Source organism: Micrococcus sp. KRD012, assembly GCF_017168555.1.
In the GTDB taxonomy this organism is placed as follows: domain Bacteria; phylum Actinomycetota; class Actinomycetes; order Actinomycetales; family Micrococcaceae; genus Micrococcus; species Micrococcus luteus.
Map to the genome: position 1 here is coordinate 193,061 of NZ_JABFBB010000003.1, position 16,776 is coordinate 209,836.

Sequence of the window (16,776 nt, forward strand, 5' to 3'; positions counted from 1 at the left end):
ACCACCCCCTCCGCCGCCCTCGCCGGAGATCCCCCGCACCGTCGTGGTGCCGTCGTCGTGACGGACGAGCAGGGTTGTCGCACGGCTCGTCCACAGGGCGGTCTCGTCAGGCTGGCGCACACGGGCTCCTTCGATCGTGCCGGGCCGTGAAGCCGGTCCGGAGGGTGCCGCGGGGCGGCGGGTCAGGGTCGGTCGGGCCTCAGCGCCACTGCCCGCGCGTGTCGATCACACGCTTGCCCTGGACGCGGGGGCCGAGGTCGGCGAACGCGTCGTGGTCGACGAGCAGCAGGACGATGTCCGCCTCCCGAATGCCGTCTTCAGCCGGGACCAGCTCCACGTTGTCACGGCCGGCCAGCGCAGCGGGCAGTTCCTCCACGTGCGGCTCCACGACGAGGATGCGCGAACCGGTGAACTGCTGCGCCACCTCGGTCGCGATGTTCAGGGCAGGCGATTCACGCAGATCGTCGATGTTCGGCTTGAATGCCAGACCGAGGACGGCCACCACGGGGGCACGACCGGTGGCCTGCTGCACGTCGAACGCGGCGGCCTTGGCCTGGTCCACGACCCACTTCGGCTTGCCATCGTTGATCTCGCGGGCCGCACGGATGATGCGGGCCGTCTGCGGTGCAGCGTCGACGATGAACCACGGGTCTACGGCGATGCAGTGGCCGCCCACGCCGGGGCCCGGCTGGAGGATGTTGACACGGGGGTGGTGGTTGGCAAGCTCGATGAGCTCCCACACGTCGATCCCCAGGTCGGAGCAGATCAAGGACAGCTCGTTCGCGAAAGCGATGTTCACGTCACGGAACGAGTTCTCGACCAGCTTGGCCATCTCCGCGGTGACGCAGTCCGTCACGAGGATCTCCCCCTGACAGAACGTCTCATACAGCTGCTTGGCGCGCTGCGCGGCCTCCGGCGTGGACCCGCCCACGATGCGGTCGTTCGTGACGAGCTCGATCATGACCCGGCCGGGCAGCACCCGCTCCGGGCAGTGGGCGAAGTCCAGGGTGGCGCCGTCCAGGTCCGGCCGTGCCTCGCGGATGACGGCGGCCATGTACTCGGTGGCGCCAGGGGGCGAGGTGGACTCGAGGATCACGAGCTCGCCGCCGCGCAGCTGCGGGGCGAGACCGCGGGCCGCAGCCTCGATGTAGCCGAGGTCCGGCGAATGGCCGTCCTTGAAGGGCGTCGGGACCGCGACGATGTACGCGTCGGCCTGCGGCGTGTTGAGGGACGCGGACAGTCGACCGGCCTTGACGTTGCGCTCCACGAAGTCCGCCAGGTCCGGCTCCACGAAGGGCACGGTGCCTGCGTTGACCGCGTCCACGGTGCGCTGGCTGACGTCCACGCCGTGCACACGCACGCCGTTCTCGGCCAGGATGGCAGCTGTCGGCAGCCCGATGTAGCCCAGGCCGATCACGGCCACGTCCTTGATCTGCGTCGTCATCTAGAGGTCCTCGTTCGTCTAAGCGGTGGCAAGGGTAGAATCCGGCGCGGGCCGGACTCCCCGTGATGCTCTGTCGAGTATAGGGATCAGTTCAGGCAGACGGCGCCGTCACGCCCAGGCGCCGATAGAGGGCGTCATAGCGCCGGGCGTTCGCCGCCCAGGTCCGATGCCCGAGCACCCACTCCCGCGCCCTGGCTCCGAGGCCGCGGGCCGCGGCGGGGTCGTCGAGTAGCGCCGCCAGGGCGGCGGCCCACGCCTCCGGTTCCTCGGCCGGCAGCACCCGTCCGGTCACGCCGTCCTCGACGATCTCGCTCAGCGCGGGCAGGTCCGAGACGAGGACGGGCCGGGACGTGGCCATGGCCTCCAGCGGCTTCATGGGCGTCACCGCCCGGGTCACGCCCGTGTCCTTGCGAGGCACGCAGAAGACGTCGAGGGCCTGGTGCCACACGGGAGCCAGGGAACGGTCCACCCGTCCCGGCGCGAGCAGCCGATCCTCGATCCCCAGGTCGGCCGCAAGCCGGCGCAGGGCCGGCAGGGCAACGCCGTCCCCCACCACGGCCAGCCGCAGGCGCGGCCTCTCGTCGACGAGCGCGGCGACGGCACGCACAAGGTCGTCGAGTCCCTCGTACGGCACCACGGAGGAGACGGTGCCGACGATCTCGTCGTCCATGGACAGCCCGAGACGGCGGCGAGCATCCTCGCGTGGGGCGGGCTCCTCCAGGAAGGCGCCCCCCACCCCGTTAGGGCTGAGCACGATGGCGTCCCGGTCCATGCCGGCCGCGGCGATGCGGCGGGCCATCTGCTCACCGAGCGTCACGACGCCGTCGGCAGAACGCACGGCGTCGTCCTCGCGGGCCGTGAACAGGGCGTAGCGGTCGGAGCGCAGCGCCTCGGGTCCGCGCGTCGAGGCCCAGGTGTCCGCCAGCTGCCCGCGCACCTCGTACACCCACGGGACGCCCACGGCCTCCGCGACCGCGCGGGTCACCACGGCGTTGACCCAGTGGGTGGTGGTGTGCAGGACCGCCGGGCGGCGCTCGAGGACCAGATCGAGGAGCATCCGCGCGTGCTGAGCCAGCCGTCCGTCGAATCCCCGGGCCAGGCTCGAGGGCAGGAGGCGGTGGTACACGATGCCGTCCACCATGTCGCGTCGGGCGGCGGTGAGCACGCCGGTCTGGACCGGCCAACCGAGCCGGGTGACGGCCTCTACGTGCCAGCCCTCGTCCCGCAGCGCGCACGCGAGGCTGTGGCTGCGTTGCGCGTATCCGGAACCGGTGTGGGGCAGGGAGTTGGTCAGGACGAACAGTGCCGAGCCCGGGCGGGGCCGATATCCAACGGCCCGGTCCCGGTCTGCCCGCGGCAACGGCAGGGCGCCCCCGCGCAGAGCACGCACCTCGGAGGCGAACCGGGCTCGCACGACACCGTCCCGGCCGGTGCCGCCGAGCAGGGAGATGGCCGCCTCGACGTCACCGCGGTGCCAGGCCACGCGGGCCCTTGCGGCGGCCAAGCCCGGCGTGTCGACGGGCACGGCGTCGAGGACGGCTTGGGCCCGGTCAGGCTCCTGCGCGGCCGTGAGCACGTCCGCCAGTCGCACCCGATCTGGCGCGCCGGCGGACGGCAGGACCGCCTCGACGTGCTCGAGGAGGTCCACGTGCCGGCCGGCGGCCGCGAGACCCACGGCGCCTAAGACCACGCCGGGGCGTGCGGGCAGGGACTCTGCCAGGCGCCCCAGGCCCACGCGTGCCGCGAGCGGCAGGCGACGGCTGATCTGCAGGCCCAGGACCGCCGGGTCGTCCCGCAGGTGGTCGACCACCGTCCGCAGGACGAGTGGCGCGTGGCCGAGTGCGCGGACGGAATCGAGGAGGATGGAGGTCATGCGTGTCTCCTGTAGTCGGGGACGAGCTGCCCCAGCAGCCGGACGTAACGACGGGCGACGCTCGGCAGGTCCGCGTGCCGTCGGACCCACGGGCGGCCGCCCTCCCCCACGTCAGTGCGAGCCGGATCGTCGGCGAGCGCGGTCAGATGCGCGACGAGGTCAGCTACCCGTGGGCCGATGACGTCGGCTCCCCCGGCGTCCTCGAGGGTGCGGGCCGCCTCGCCGGTGACCATCCCGGTGACGTGCCGGCCGACGGCGAGCACCTCGTAGGTCTTCGACGGCACCGTGTGGCGGAAGCTGGGCCAGTCGGGCCGCAGCGCCACGACGAGTGTGTCCGCCCAGGCGTACTGGGCCGCCGCATCCTCGCCGTAGCAGGCAGGAAGGATCTCGGCCGGGGAGCCGAGCTCCGCGTTACGCGCCTCGAGCTCGCCGCGCCGAGTGCCGGCGCCGACGAGTCGGACCCGCACCCCTGGCCGGCTCTGGCGGAGTTCGGCCGCCGCCTCCACGAGCCGTTCGAGCCCCTGGCTCTCACCCATGTTGCCGAGGTAGAGGACGTGCAGGTCCCCGGGCTCGCGCCTCCGAGCAGGTGCCCACGCCAGGCCTGCGAGTTCGACGCCGTTGCACAAGGTCTCGGCACGCTCGACCCCCCGCCCGCGCAGCGTCTCCGCGAAGCCGTCCGTGACGGTCACCACGAGTCGGGCCGCGCGCTGGCCGCCGGTCACGACACGCTCCATCGCGGCGCCCAGCAGGCCCTGGTGGACCCCGGCCTCGTGGGCGAGATCCGGCCAGGCGTCGCGCATCTCCAGCACGAGGGGACGGCGCCAGAGGCGGGAGAGCACGACGCCGGGCACCACCACGGGCAGGGCGGGCACGGTGGCCACCACCACGTCCGGGCGTCGTGTGGCCATCCCGCGGGGGATGGCGAGCAGGGCGTGCACCACCGCCTCGGCGAAGCGGCCGTTGCGGCCGGCCTCCCCCAGGGGCAGGCGAGGCGTGGGCAGGACGCGTTCGCCGTCGGGCCCGGCGAAGGGGCGCACGCCCCCGGGCGCGACGACGTCGACGTCCCAGCCCGCCGACCGCAGCGCCGCCACGACCGCACCCCAGCGACGTGCGGGCGGGGTGCGCTCGGGCCGGTAGGAGTGGGAGACCAGCAGGAGGCGGGGGCGGCGCGGCTCAGTCGTCACAGGGGTCCTCCCCGAGGGCGGGTGCGGGCGTGGTGCCGGTCAGCAGGGTCAGCACGGGGGCGGGCCCGCCGGCGGCCTGGGCCTTCTTCTCCTTCGTGGGCTCGTGCTCGTCGACATAGCGCTGGACGTCGTCGTCGGCGAGGGCGGAGCGCAGGTCCGCCAGCTTGTCCTCGTCGAGCTCGACGATGGCGTCGCCGTTCGGCCCCTCCGCGAAGCCCTTGCGCGGCACCGTGAACATCTCGACGTCGTCGCCGCGGACGTCGCGCAGCTGCCACGCGAGCGAGGCGATCACGCCGGACGTGAGCCCCTCGTCCACACCGAGGTGGTCGGAGAACGTGGCGACGACCTCGGTGGTGCGGGCCGGGTTGCCCAGGATCTGCGGGCTGAGGAAGCGGTCCATCGCCCCGGCCAGGTAGCGCTGCTGGTTCTTCACGCGGGTGACGTCGCCGTCGTCGAAGGCGTGCCGTTCGCGCACGTAGCGCAGGGCGGAAGTGTCCTGCAGCAGGATGTGTCCGCGCGGGTAGTACGAGGGGTTGGCCTGACCGGAGGAGAAGGCCTGCGGGTTGCAGACCTCGACGCCGCCCAGCGCGTTCGTCACGCCCCGGAAGCCCTGGAAGTCGACCTCCAGGACGTGGTGGATCGGCACTCCCAGCAGCAGCTCCACCGTGTCCACGGCGAGCGCGTAGCCGCCCGTGTCGAAGGCCGAGTTGATCTTCGCCTCGCCGTGGCCGGGCACGGTGACCCACGAATCCCGCAGCACGGACATGACGTAGACCTGGCGTCGGTCCGCGGGGATGTGCACGAGCATCATGGTGTCCGAGCGCTGGCCCATGTCCTGCTCGCCCTCGCCCTCACGGGAGTCGGAGCCCAGGACGAGCACGTTCAGCGGGCCGTCCCCGGCCGCCTGCTCGAGCGCCCCCACGTCCACCGTCTGTCGGTGGTCGTCGAAGGTGCGCCCGAGCGAGCCCGCGTACCAGGCGCCCAGACCGAGCAGCGCCGCGAGCAGGACGGCGAGCACGCCGACGACCCACGGCCAGCGCCGGCGGCGCCGCGAGACCGGCGGGGCGTCGTCGCGGGGGGACGCGGGACGCGGCAGGGGCTCGGGCGTCCAGGACGCGGCCGGGGGATGGCTCACTCGGGTCTCCTGCTCGAGGTCGGGGGTCAGGCCAGTCTACGGACGCCTCGTCAGGCGTCGGCCGCCACGGCCCGGCGACGGCGCGGCCTGGGCTGGCAGCGCGGGCACAGGTGGCTCGCCCGGTTCATGAACGGCTCGCGGACGATGCGGGAGTCGATCCCCTCGGCGGCGCAGCGGCGACACGGCTGCCCGGTGCGCCCGTAGGCCGCCAGGGAGCGGGCGAAGTAGCCCGATCGCCCGTCCACGTTGACGTAGAGCGCGTCGAAGCTCGTGCCCCCCACCTCCAGGGCCCGGCGCATCACGTCCTGGACGGCCGCCATGAGGCGCAGCGTGTCCGCCCGGCGCATGCGCTCGGTCGGGCGCTCGGGGTGCAGGCGGGCGCCCCAGAGGGCCTCGTCCGCGTAGATGTTGCCGATCCCGGAGACCAGCGACTGGTCCAGCAGCGCGCGCTTGAGGGTGGAGCGGCGCCGTGCCAGGCGCGCGTGCACGGCCGCGGGGTCGAACAGGGGGTGCAGCGGGTCCAGGGCGATGTGGGCGGCCGTGGTGGGGATCCGCTCGCCGCCGGCGGCGTCGTCGGGCCGCAGCGCGTCGAGCCACCAGCCGCCGAAGATCCGCTGGTCCACGAACCGCAGCTCGCGGACGGAGCCGTCCGCCGCGGTGACGGGCAGGCGCAGGCGCAGGTGTCGCTGGTCGGCGGCCCCCGGTTCGTCCACGAGGATCTGCCCGCTCATCCCCAGGTGCACGACGACGGCGTCGTCGCCCTCGGCCAGGGGCAGCCAGAGGAACTTGCCGCGGCGAGCCGGCTCGGCCAGCTGGGCGCCGCGCAGCCGCTCCCGGAGGGCGTCCGCACCGCCGGGGCTGCGACGCAGCGAGCGGGGGTCGAGGACCTCGAGCTCCGCGGCGACGGCGTCCGTGGCCCACCGGGCCAGGCCGCGCCGGACGACCTCGGCCTCGGGCAGCTCCGGCACGGGCTCAGCGCCCCGCGGCCGGCAGATCCGCCTCGAGGGCGGGCCAGGAGGCGGCCGCGGCGTCCCGCTCGGCCTGCTTCTTGGAGCTGGCGACGGCGGAGCCGTACTCGCGCTCGCCGACGACGAGGGTGGCCCGGTAGCGGGGGTCGTGCGCGGGGCCCTGACCCTCGATCGCGTAGCGGACGGCGCCGAGACCGTGCCGGCTGGCGGCCTCGGCCACGACCGTCTTCCAGTCGGTGCTCTCGCGCAGCAGGTCCGGCTCGTCCAGCAGCGGCACCACGTGGCGGTGCACGAGTGCGGCCGCGGCCACGGCACCGTGGTCCACGTAGACGGCGCCGATGAGCGCCTCGAGGGTGTCGGCGAGGATCGAGTCCTTGTCCGCCCCGCCGGTGCGGCGCTCCCCCGTGCCCAGGCGCACGAACGGGCCGATGCCGATCCGGCGCGCCACCTTCGCCAGGGCACGCGTGGACACGACGGCGGCCCGGCGGCGGGCGAGATCGCCCTCGGCCAGGTCCGGGTACACCGTGAAGATGTGGTCGGTGACCACGTAGCCCAGCACCGAGTCCCCGAGGAACTCGAGGCGCTCGTTGGTGGGCAGCCCGCCCTGCTCGTAGGCGAACGAGCGGTGCGTCAGAGCGCGTTCGAGCGTCCCGGCGGTGATGTGCACGCCGAGACGCTCGAACAGCTCTTCTGGCTCGGGCGCGGGCTCAGGCCCGCGGCGAGCCGACGGGGACGCCATCTCAGGCGTCGGCGACCTTGCGGCCCTTGTACTCGAAGAACAGGGGGGTGCCGGCGGCGTCGGTCTTCAGCTCGGCCTGGTGGGGCAGGCGGTACGAGACGCGACCGTTCTCGACGGACTTCACCAGGGCGGGCGCGGTGGCCTTCCACTGCGACCGGCGGGCACGGGTGTTGGCACGGGACATCTTCCGCTTCGGGACTGCCACGACTATCTCTCTTCTGTCTCGGTGATGGAGGTCTCTGAGGTGCCCGCGAGGTGGGCCAGGGCGGCCCAGCGCGGGTCCACGCGCTCGTGGGCGTGCCCCTCGGGCGCGTCCTCGAGGCGGATGCCGCAGTCGGCGCACAGGCCCTCACAGTCCGGCCGGCACAGCGGCTGGAACGGAAGGGCGATGACCACGGCGTCCCGGAACACGGGTTCCAGGTCCACGGTCTCGCGCACCACGAGCGGCTGCTCGCCGGCGTCGTCCTCGGACGTGCCGGTGAGGTACAGCTCCTGCAGGTCCACGGTGATCCCCTCGTGCAGCGGGCGCAGGCAACGGCCGCACTCGCCCTTCAGGGTCGCGTCCGCGGTGCCGGTGACGAGGACGCCCTCGTGCACCGACTCCAGACGCAGGTCCAGTTCGACGGGGTCCCCCTCGGGGATCCCCAGCAGCGGCGTGGAGACGCCCGCAAGGGCGGGCCACTCGGCCGTCAGCTCGCGCTGGACTCCGGCCCCGCGCGTCAGATCGCGCACGGGGATCACCCACGGCGAGTCGGCGCCGTGGTGCTGGATGCTGTCCATGGTCGCTCCTCTCGGCGGGTGGGACGGCGGGGGTACACGGCCCGTCCGCACGCCCTCTGCGGGGGTGCGATGCGGCCTGGACACGGGTCCAGCCACGACGGACCGACAGCCCATCCTACCGGGTGGGTCCGCCTCGGCCAAAGCCGGCGGCGGCCCGCGCGTCGCCGGCCCGGCTCAGAGCCCGGCGGTGAACTCCTGGAGCCAGGCGCGCAGGTCGGCCCCGAGGTCCTCGTGCCGCGTCCCGAACTCGATGACCGCCTGCAGGTAGCCGAGCTTGTCCCCCGTGTCGTAGCGGCGGCCGTCGAAGACGACGGCGTGCACGCCGCGGCCCTCGCCGTCCTCCGTGGCCAGCCTCTGCAGCGCATCGGTGAGCTGGATCTCCCCGCCGCGGCCGGGCGGGGTCTCGTCCAGCACGTCGAACACCTGCGGGGCCAGCACGTAGCGGCCGATGATCGCGAGGGTGGAGGGGGCGTCCTCGCGGGCCGGCTTCTCCACGAGGTCGGTGACGCGGACGACGTCGTCGCCCTCCCCCGGCACGGCCTGCACCGCGGCCACGCCGTAGGCCGAGACGGCCTCCTCCGGGACCTCCATGAGGGCGATCACGGAGCCGCCGAGGCGCTGCTGCACGTCGATCATGCGCTCGAGCAGCGCCTCGCCGTCGCCGATGATGTCATCGCCCAGCAGGACCGCGAACGGCTCCTCGCCGACGTGGCGGCGAGCGCAGTTCACCGCGTGGCCGAGCCCGAGAGCCTCGCCCTGGCGGACGTAGTGGATGTCCCCCACCAGGTCCGACTCGTGGATCTGCGCGAGCCGCGTGGCGTCGCCCTTGCGCTCCAGCGCGGCCTCCAGCGCGGGATGGCGGTCGAAGTGGTCCTCGAGGGCCCGCTTGTTCCGGCCCGTGATCATCAGCACGTCGGCGAGGCCCGCACGCCGGGCCTCCGTCACCACGTACTCGATGGCCGGCCGGTCCACCACCGGCAGCATCTCCTTCGGCATGGCCTTGGTGGCCGGCAGGAAGCGGGTGCCCAGGCCGGCGGCCGGGATGACGGCCTTGCGGGTGCGGGGGCGGGAGGGGGCCGGGCGGGGTCAGGCCCCGCCGTCGAGGCCGCGCAGGACCGCGGCCGGGACGAACTCGGCGACGTCGCCGCCGAGTCCGTGGACCTCCTTGATGAGCGAGGAGGACACGTGGGTGTACCGGGCGTCGGCCGGGAGGTAGACCGTCTCGACCCCGGTGAGATGGCGGTTCATCGCGGCCATCGGGGCCTCGAACTCGAGGTCGGCGCCGCCGCGCAGCCCCTTGACGATCGCGTCCGCGCCGATCTGCCGGCAGAACTCGGCCAACAGGCCCGGGCCCATGGGCCGGACCGCGACACCGGCGAGGGAGGACACCGTCGCCTCGATCATGGCGATGCGCTCGTCCACGCTGAAGCGGTACGTCTTGGCCGGGTTGGAGGACACGGCGACCACCACCTCCTCGAAGAGGTTCGCGGCTCGCGCGATCACCTCGACGTGCCCCTTGTGGAGGGGATCGAACGAACCAGGGCAGACGGCACGACGCATGGGTGCCAGCCTAGCGGGGGCCGCGCCGAGCGGCGACGGACGCCCGTCCGGTCCGGCTCCGGCGCGTCGCGGTGGTGACGGACGCGGCATGCGCCGCCGTGTGCGGTCCGCGGCGATGGGTACAGTGCGGCCATGGACGGAACCCAGCCCACCCCCGGAGCAGCACGGCACGACGTCGACGTGGACGCGCCGTGGCGTCGCACGGCGGCGGCCGCGGGCCTGCTCGGTGACGCCGGCCCCGTGCCCACCGTGTTCGAGACGATGACGGGCCTCGCCGTCGAGCACGGGGCCGTGAACCTCGGCCAGGGCTTCCCCGACGCCGACGGCCCCGACGCGCTGCTGCGGCTGGCGGCCGACGCCGTGCTGGCGGGCCCCAACCAGTACGCCCCCGGCACGGGCGACCCCGCGCTGCGGCGGGCCGTCGCAGAGCACCGCCGGCGCCACTGGGGCGTGACGGAGGACCCCGCCACGCAGGTCATGATCACCACGGGTGCCACCGAGGGCATCGCCGCGGCGGTCCTGGCGTTCGTGCGCCCGGGCGACGAGGTCGTCACGGTCGAGCCGTTCTACGACTCGCACGCCGCCACGATCGCCCTGGCCGGCGCCCGGCACGTGAGCGTGCCGGTGGAGGCGCCGGACTTCCTTCCGGACCCGGCGCGGGTGGCCGCGGCGATGACCGACCGCACGCGCCTGCTCATCGTGAACACGCCGCACAACCCCACGGGTGCGGTCTATCCGCGGGAGCTGCTCGAGGAGCTCGTGGCCCTGTGCCGGTCCCGGGGCGTGCTGATCCTCTCGGACGAGGTCTACGACCACCTCGTCTACGAGGGCGAGCACGTCAGCCTGCGCTCGGTCGCGGGCGCCGAGGACATCGCCCTGACGGTCTCCAGCGCGGGCAAGGCGTTCGCGGTCACCGGGTGGAAGGTCGGCTGGCTGACCGGCCCGGCCGAGCTCGTCGGGGCCGCGCGCGCCGTCAAGCAGTTCCTCACCTACTCCTCCGGCCCCGCCTTCCAGCGCGCGCTGGGTGCCTACCTGCCCACCGACGACGCCGAACGGCACCTCGCCGGCCAGCGCGAGCGGTACCGCGACGCCCGGGATCGGCTCGTGGCGGGCCTGCGGGAGGCGGGCCTGGACCCGGTCGTCCCGGCGGCGGGCTACTTCGTCGTCGTGGACCTCGCCCCGTGGGGTGTGACGGACGCGGCCGAGGCCGCGGTGCGGTGGACGCGTGAGGCCGGCGTCACGGGCATCCCCGTGGGCGCGCTCTGCCGCCCGGACGGAGGCCACCTGCGGTCGTGGCTGCGGCTGGCGTTCTGCAAGTCCCCGGATGCGATCGACGAGGCGATGCGCCGCCTGGCCGAGGCGGCCCCGCGGCTGCGCGCGGCCTGACCCCCGACGCTTTCGTTGACGAAACGGCGGCCCCCGGAGCACTTTCGTTCGGGAAACGGCGGCCGCCGTGCTCGCGGTTCCGTGCTGAGCCCAGTCCGTTCCGCCCTCCCGTCTCCCCGGTGAGAACGGGCCGAGACGCCGCCGTTTCCCGAACGAAAGCAGGCCGACACGCCGCCGTTTCCCGAACGAAAGCGGGTGGGCGGGGTCAGCGCTCGTCCTGCCAGAGGTACAGGGCGGTCTCGCCGTAGACGCGCACCTCGACCTCCTCGAGGCCGCGCGGCCGGCGCGGCGCCGCGTCCCGGGCCGCCCGCTCGAGCACGAGCAGCCCGCCCGGGGCGAGCCGCCCGGCCGCCGCCTCCACCACCGCCTCGAGCGGCGGGCCAGCGACCGGGTACGGCGGGTCGGCCAGGATCAGGTCCACGGGCGCGGTGTCCGCCGCGAGCGCCTGCTCCACGCTCCCGGCGCGCACGCGCACGACGTCGGCCCCGCGCGCCCGGTTGACCAGCGCGGCATTCGCGCGGCACGCGGTCACGGCCTTCCGGTCCCGCTCGACCAGCAGCACCGATGCCGCTCCGCGGCTGGCGGCCTCGCACCCCAGGGCGCCGGAGCCGGCGTAGAGGTCGAGCACGGCCGTCCCGTCCAGCCAGTCGCGGGCCTCGAGCCAGGAGAACAGGGCCTCCTTGGTGCGATCCGTGGTGGGGCGCGTGCCGGTGCCGGGGACGGCGGTCAGGGGCCGCCCGGCGGCCGCGCCGGCGATGATGCGGGACATGGCTCAGCCCTTCTCGAGGTAGTCGGCGGCGGTGAGGTGCTCGGCCTCCCAGCGGGCCACCTCGGCGGCGAGCGCCGGGTGGGCGGAGAGCCCCGGGCCGGCCGCCATGACCTGCGCGACGGCGTCGGCGGCCACGGCGATCAGCGGGGCGTCGGCGATGACGTCCACGTGGTGCAGCCCCGAGGCCAGCCCGGACTGGGCGGCGCCGAGCACGTCGCCGACACCGCGCTGGGCGAGGTCCTCCTGCGCGATGCGCATGCCGTCCTGCTCCTGGGCCAGGACCTCGAGCCGGCGCAGCGACGGGTGCCCGTCCGGCAGGCGCGTGGCCAGCAGGCAGACCGCCGCCCCGGGCCCGCGGCCCACGCGGCCGCGCAGCTGGTGCAGGGTGGACAGGCCGAAGTCGTCGGCGTCGAGGATCGCCATGACCGTCGCGTTGGGCACGTCCACGCCCACCTCCACGACGGTGGTCGCCACGAGCACGTCCGTCTCCCCGCGCGCGAAGGCCTGCATCGCCGCGTCCTGCTCGACCTGGTCCATGCGCCCGTGCACGGCGTCGATCCGCAGCCCCGCCAGCGCGGGGAGACCCCGCAGCCGGGGTGTCATCTCCTCCACGTTGGCGTGACCCGGGTCGGCGTCGTCGGGGTCGATGCGCGGGCACACCACGAACGCCTGGTGGCCGGCCGCCACGTGCTCGGCGATCAGCTCCCACACGCGCCCGATCACGCGCGGGCCGTGGGCCATCCGCGCCACGTGCGTGGTGACCGGCTGACGCCCCGAGGGCAGCCCCTCGAGCACCGAGAGGTCCAGGTCGCCGAACACCGTCATCGCCACGGAGCGCGGGATGGGCGTGGCGGACATGACGAGCAGGTGCGTGCCGGGGTTGGCCCGCCGCAGGGCCTCGCGCTGGTCCACGCCGAAGCGGTGCTGCTCGTCGACGACGGCCAGGGCCAGCTCGGCGAAGCCCACCTTCTCGGAGAGCAGCGCGTGCGTCCCCACGGCGATCCCGGCCTCACCGGAGGCCAGGGCCAGCAGCGCCTCGCGGCGCGCGGCGGTCTTGAGCGAGCCGGTGACCAGCGCGACCCTCGTGGCCGGGCCGTCGCCGGCCCCGAGGGTGCCGGCCTCGGCGAGCGGGCCCATCAGGCGCAGCAGGGCACGGTGGTGCTGCGCGGCGAGCACCTCGGTGGGCGCCACCAGGGCGGCCTGGCCGCCGGCGTCCACGACCTGCAGCATCGCCCGCAGGGCCACGAGCGTCTTGCCCGCGCCCACGTCCCCCTGCAGCAGCCGGCTCATCGGGGCGTCCCGGGCCAGCTCGGCGGACAGCTGCTCCCCCACCGCCACCTGGCCGGGCGTGAGCGCGAACGGCAGGCGGGCGTCGAGGGCCTCGAGCAGGCCCCCAGGCCGCGGCGGGCGGGGCACGGCGGGCACCGCCCGCTCCCGGTCCCGGCGCCAGGCGAGCGCGGCCTGGACGAGCAGTGCCTCACGCAGGGCGAGCGCGGTCCGGGCCGGGCCGGTGGCGGCGACGTCGTGCGGGGCGTGCAGGTCCCGGTACGCCTGCGCGGTGCCCGGCAGCGGCGCGTCCAGGTCGAGCGCCGCGGCGGCCTCCGCGCGGATCCGCTCGGTGAGCAGCTCGGGGATCCGTCCCAGGTCGACGGTCTCGAGCACCCGGGCGACGGCGGAGCGGACCGTCCACGACGGCAGCTTCCCCGTGGCCCGGTAGAGCGGGACCGGTCGCACGTCCACCTCCCCCGGGGCGACGTCGTCGTCCAGGAGGGCGAAGTCCGGGTTGTTCAGCGTGATCCGGCCGCGGTACTCGGTCGTGCGGCCCTGGAACATGGCGGTCATCCCGGGGGCGAGGCGGCGGCGGGCGTCGTGGCCGTTGAAGAAGGCCATGGACAGGCTCGCCCCCGGCACGCCGGCCACGGACGGGTCCGCGACGGTGACGTCCACGATGAACCCGGGCCGGCTGTGCATGCGCCGCGTGGTCACCGACTCCACGACGGCGACGACGGTCACCTCGGCGTCGTGCGGCAGCGCGGCGATGGGGGTGAGCTCGCCGCGCTCGATCCAGCGGCGCGGCACGTGGTCCAGCAGGTCCCCGACCGTGGTCAGCCCGAGCTCCTTCTCGAGGCGGGCGGGCAGCTTCCCGCCCAGCACCTCGGACAGGGGCAGCTCGGTGACGGGGGCCTCAGCGGCCATGGCACCCGTCCGGTGCGGCGTCGCCGTGCGACGGCCCGGCCAGGTCGGTGACGGCCAGGCCCTCGACGTCGCCGGCGGCCCGCAGGGGGCCGATCGCGTCCTCGGCGCGGGGCACGTGCACGTGGACCCGCCACGGCACCCGGCCCTGCGCGTCACGGGCGGTCCCGACGGGGGCGAGGATCACGGCGTCCCCCACGTCGGTCAGCCGTCGGCGCAGCTCGGCCGCGGCGAGCGGGGTCAGGGCCAGGGTGCCCATCACCTCGACGGCCCCCTCGGTCGGCGCCTCCGCCGCGGCGGCGGGCTCGCCCTCCGCGGCGTGGGCGCCCTCGACGTAGCCGGGGAGCGCGGTGGCCAGCTCCTCGTCCACGGGCGTGCCCGTCACGACGGCGCGCAGCGCCTCGAACACCCAGAGCAGCCCGACGGCGCCGGCGTCCACGACGTGCGCCCGGGTCAGCGGGGCGAGCAACGACTCGGTCTCCTCCACGGCCTGCACGCAGTCGGCCAGCATGAGGGTCACGGCCGGACCGAGCCGCACGGCCGGGTCCGCGTCGCCGGCCACCGCGGGCGTGTCCGGGGCCTGGGTGGACGAGCGCGCGAGGCTGCGGGCGGCCGCGGAGAGCACCGTGAGGATCGTCCCCTCGCGCGGATCCGACAGGGCCTGCCGGGCGGCCCGGTCGGCGGCTCCGAACGCCGCCGCCAGGGCGAACGCGTCGACGCGCTCCCGGCCGCGCAGGGGCTCGGCCATCCCCGCCAGACTGACCGCGAGCAGCATGCCCGAGTTGCCCCGGGCCGAGTCCAGCGCGGCCGCGCCCGCGTGCGCGAGCACGGCGCCGACGTCGTCCTGTGCGGGGCAGGCGTCGGCCGCGGTGCGGGCCGCCGTCAGCGTGGCGAGCATGTTCGTGCCCGTGTCCGCGTCCGGGACCGGGAAGAGGTTCAGGGCGTCGAGTCGCGGCGCGGCCCGGCCCACGAGCTCCTCCGCGAGCGCGAGCCAGTGCCGTACCAGTGACGGCCGGGACGGCGTGCTCACTGCGCGACGGCCTCCCCCAGGGTGCCGGTGCGGATGCCCTCGCCCAGGCGGGCGATCGCCGCCCAGTCCGGCCACACGACGTCCTCGCCGGTGTCCGTGTAGCCCACGCCCACGGACGGCACCGTGCTGGTCACGACAGGGGCGTCGCGCGCATCGCGCAGGGACCACGCCAGGTTCGCGAGGGTGCTCGAGTCGAGCTCGTCGTCGAGGGTCAGGAAGGGGGCGAACTCCTCGACGGCGGCCTGCACGCGGCTCGGGTCAGAGAGGGTGTCGCGGGAGAGGAACGCGGCCACGATGGCCTTGACCAGGCGCTGCTGGTTCTCCACACGGTCGAAGTCGCTGCGCGGCAGGTTGTACCGCTCCCGCGCGTAGGCCAGGGCCTTGTCCCCGTCCATCTGCACGGTGCCCGCGGGGAAGTCGATGCCGCCGGTCGAGACGAAGGCGCTGGGGTTGTCCACGCTGACGCCGCCCAGGGCGTCCACGAGGCCCTTGAAGCCGGCGAGGTCCACGGCGATCACGTGGTCCACGCGTGCCTGGAACATGTTCTCCGCGGTGGCCACCGTCAGCGGGATGCCGCCGTACTGGTAGGCGGCGTTGACCTTGTGGTCCCCGTGTCCCGGGATCGGCACCCACATGTCGCGCATGATGGACATGACCTGGATCTCGCTGCGGTCCCCGGGCACGTGGACCCACATGAGGGTGTCCGACCGGCCGGCGGAGTCACGGCCCTCCGCGCCCGCGTCCTCGCCGACGAGCAGCACGTCGAGGGCCTGCTCGTCCGCCTTCTCGTCCGCGTCCGGGGCGACGGGGCCCTGGGCGCCTTCGGCGGCCTGGTCCGCGTCCATGCCGGGCGGCGGCGCGGTGGGCTGCTGGGCGGACGCCCCCGCGGCGCCCGGGCGGCCCGACTCGGCGGGGAACGCGCCGCCGTCGAAGCGCTGGGTGTCCTGGTCGATGATCCGGGCGATCCCGCCGACGTACACCGCCGCCGCGATGCCCACGGCCAGCAGCGCCACGAGCACCACCGCCAGGGCGATCAGCCACGGGCGGCGACGACGACGGCGCCGCCCGACGGCGACGTCCTCCTGCGGGGGGCGGGGGCGGGGGTCCGCGGTGCTGCTCACGTGGGCTCCTGAGGCGGGGACGGGAACGGTCCCGCCCATGCTAGGGCACGGGCCCCCGCGGGTCCCGGCGCCGCACGTATCCTGGGCGGATGGAATCCCGCCGTCTGCGTCGTCTCGTGCCCCTCCTGACCGCGATCGCCCTCGGCGCCACGGCCTGCACCGGACGGGTGGCCACGGTGGAGGCCGCGCCCCACGCCGCTGACCCGGCGTGTGCCCCGGCCATGGTGGCCATGCCCGACGCCCTGGGCGACCTCGACCTGCGCCCCACCGACAGCCAGGCGACGGCCGTGTGGGGCGACCCGGCCGCCGTCGTCCTGCGCTGCGGCGCCGAGGTCCCCGGCCCCACCACGGACCGCTGCATCTCCGTGGACGGGATCGACTGGGTCATCCGGGACGAGGACGAGAACTGGCGGATCACCACCTACGGCCGTGACCCGGCCGTGGAGGTGCTGTTCGGCAAGGACCAGGCCAGCTCGGACACCGTGATGGTGGGCCTGTCCTCGGCGGTCGCGCAGATCGAGCCCAGCGGCGGCTGCGTCGGCGTGCAGGACGCCACACCTGTCGGCTGAGACCGGCGCGGGCCGGCCGGCACGA

The 16,776-nt window shown here is 74.9% G+C and carries 16 protein-coding genes; 2 read left to right on the forward strand and 14 right to left on the reverse strand.

Translation table 11 applies throughout. The annotated features are described in order from the left end of the window. Positions 1 to 199: 199 nt before the first annotated feature. The 10 genes from wecC to coaD all read right to left on the reverse strand — a co-directional run bounded on the left by wecC (position 200) and on the right by coaD (position 9,683). Positions 200 to 1,444 carry a UDP-N-acetyl-D-mannosamine dehydrogenase gene (gene wecC, locus J1M37_RS01325; protein ID WP_206451982.1) on the reverse strand — a complete coding sequence of 415 codons (1,245 nt, stop codon included), beginning with the start codon at positions 1,442 to 1,444 and terminating at the stop codon, positions 200 to 202. Positions 1,445 to 1,535: 91 nt separating this feature from the next. Beyond that, positions 1,536 to 3,317 carry a glycosyltransferase gene (locus J1M37_RS01330; RefSeq protein ID WP_206451983.1) on the reverse strand — a complete coding sequence of 594 codons (1,782 nt, stop codon included), beginning with the start codon at positions 3,315 to 3,317 and terminating at the stop codon, positions 1,536 to 1,538. Beyond that, positions 3,314 to 4,501 (reverse strand): glycosyltransferase, encoded by a 1,188-nt coding sequence (locus J1M37_RS01335; RefSeq protein ID WP_206451984.1) that lies wholly within the window; start codon positions 4,499 to 4,501, stop codon positions 3,314 to 3,316. The genes J1M37_RS01330 and J1M37_RS01335 overlap by 4 nt, the downstream gene beginning before the upstream one ends. Then, a complete protein-coding gene (locus J1M37_RS01340; protein WP_206451985.1) occupies positions 4,491 to 5,636 on the reverse strand; it encodes an LCP family glycopolymer transferase in 1,146 nt (381 codons plus the stop codon). The genes J1M37_RS01335 and J1M37_RS01340 overlap by 11 nt, the downstream gene beginning before the upstream one ends. 50 nt (positions 5,637 to 5,686) lie before the next feature. After that, entirely contained in the window at positions 5,687 to 6,604 is a 918-nt protein-coding gene (gene mutM / locus J1M37_RS01345) for a bifunctional DNA-formamidopyrimidine glycosylase/DNA-(apurinic or apyrimidinic site) lyase (protein ID WP_206451986.1), read from the reverse strand. Between the two features lie 4 nt (positions 6,605 to 6,608). Beyond that, positions 6,609 to 7,271, reverse strand: a complete 663-nt coding sequence (gene rnc / locus J1M37_RS01350) for a ribonuclease III (protein WP_012750822.1) — start codon at positions 7,269 to 7,271, stop codon at positions 6,609 to 6,611. A gap of 73 nt (positions 7,272 to 7,344) precedes the next feature. Then, the gene (gene rpmF / locus J1M37_RS01355; protein WP_002856390.1) at positions 7,345 to 7,548 is read right to left on the reverse strand and encodes a 50S ribosomal protein L32; all 204 of its coding nucleotides are present in this window, start codon (positions 7,546 to 7,548) and stop codon (positions 7,345 to 7,347) included. 2 nt (positions 7,549 to 7,550) lie between these two features. Continuing rightward, positions 7,551 to 8,123 carry a YceD family protein gene (locus J1M37_RS01360; protein WP_073115630.1) on the reverse strand — a complete coding sequence of 191 codons (573 nt, stop codon included), beginning with the start codon at positions 8,121 to 8,123 and terminating at the stop codon, positions 7,551 to 7,553. A gap of 174 nt (positions 8,124 to 8,297) precedes the next feature. After that, complete coding sequence (locus J1M37_RS01365; protein ID WP_159833701.1) at positions 8,298 to 9,167, reverse strand: UTP--glucose-1-phosphate uridylyltransferase; 870 nt, start codon at positions 9,165 to 9,167, stop codon at positions 8,298 to 8,300. 42 nt (positions 9,168 to 9,209) lie between these two features. Next, a complete protein-coding gene (gene coaD / locus J1M37_RS01370) occupies positions 9,210 to 9,683 on the reverse strand; it encodes a pantetheine-phosphate adenylyltransferase (RefSeq protein ID WP_036338106.1) in 474 nt (157 codons plus the stop codon). Between the two features lie 132 nt (positions 9,684 to 9,815). Between coaD and J1M37_RS01375 the strand changes: the two genes are divergently transcribed. After that, positions 9,816 to 11,069, forward strand: a complete 1,254-nt coding sequence (locus J1M37_RS01375; RefSeq protein WP_206451987.1) for an aminotransferase class I/II-fold pyridoxal phosphate-dependent enzyme — start codon at positions 9,816 to 9,818, stop codon at positions 11,067 to 11,069. A gap of 205 nt (positions 11,070 to 11,274) precedes the next feature. Here J1M37_RS01375 and rsmD read toward each other — a convergent pair whose 3' ends face one another. From rsmD to J1M37_RS11370, 4 genes are read right to left on the reverse strand one after another with little or no spacing between them, the layout of a single operon-like run. Beyond that, on the reverse strand, positions 11,275 to 11,838 hold the full coding sequence (gene rsmD, locus J1M37_RS01380; RefSeq protein ID WP_098093094.1) for a 16S rRNA (guanine(966)-N(2))-methyltransferase RsmD: 564 nt from the start codon (positions 11,836 to 11,838) through the stop codon (positions 11,275 to 11,277). A gap of 3 nt (positions 11,839 to 11,841) precedes the next feature. After that, complete coding sequence (locus J1M37_RS01385; protein WP_206451988.1) at positions 11,842 to 14,034, reverse strand: ATP-dependent DNA helicase RecG; 2,193 nt, start codon at positions 14,032 to 14,034, stop codon at positions 11,842 to 11,844. Then, the gene (locus J1M37_RS01390; protein WP_135019630.1) at positions 14,024 to 15,061 is read right to left on the reverse strand and encodes a DAK2 domain-containing protein; all 1,038 of its coding nucleotides are present in this window, start codon (positions 15,059 to 15,061) and stop codon (positions 14,024 to 14,026) included. The genes J1M37_RS01385 and J1M37_RS01390 overlap by 11 nt, the downstream gene beginning before the upstream one ends. Further along, positions 15,058 to 16,182 carry an LCP family glycopolymer transferase gene (locus tag J1M37_RS11370; RefSeq protein ID WP_206451989.1) on the reverse strand — a complete coding sequence of 375 codons (1,125 nt, stop codon included), beginning with the start codon at positions 16,180 to 16,182 and terminating at the stop codon, positions 15,058 to 15,060. Before J1M37_RS11370 ends, J1M37_RS01390 begins: the two co-directional genes overlap by 4 nt. Before the next feature lie 89 nt (positions 16,183 to 16,271). Between J1M37_RS11370 and J1M37_RS01400 the strand changes: the two genes are divergently transcribed. After that, positions 16,272 to 16,751, forward strand: a complete 480-nt coding sequence (locus J1M37_RS01400) for a DUF3515 family protein (protein ID WP_069941790.1) — start codon at positions 16,272 to 16,274, stop codon at positions 16,749 to 16,751. The last annotated feature ends 25 nt before the right edge of the window (positions 16,752 to 16,776 follow it).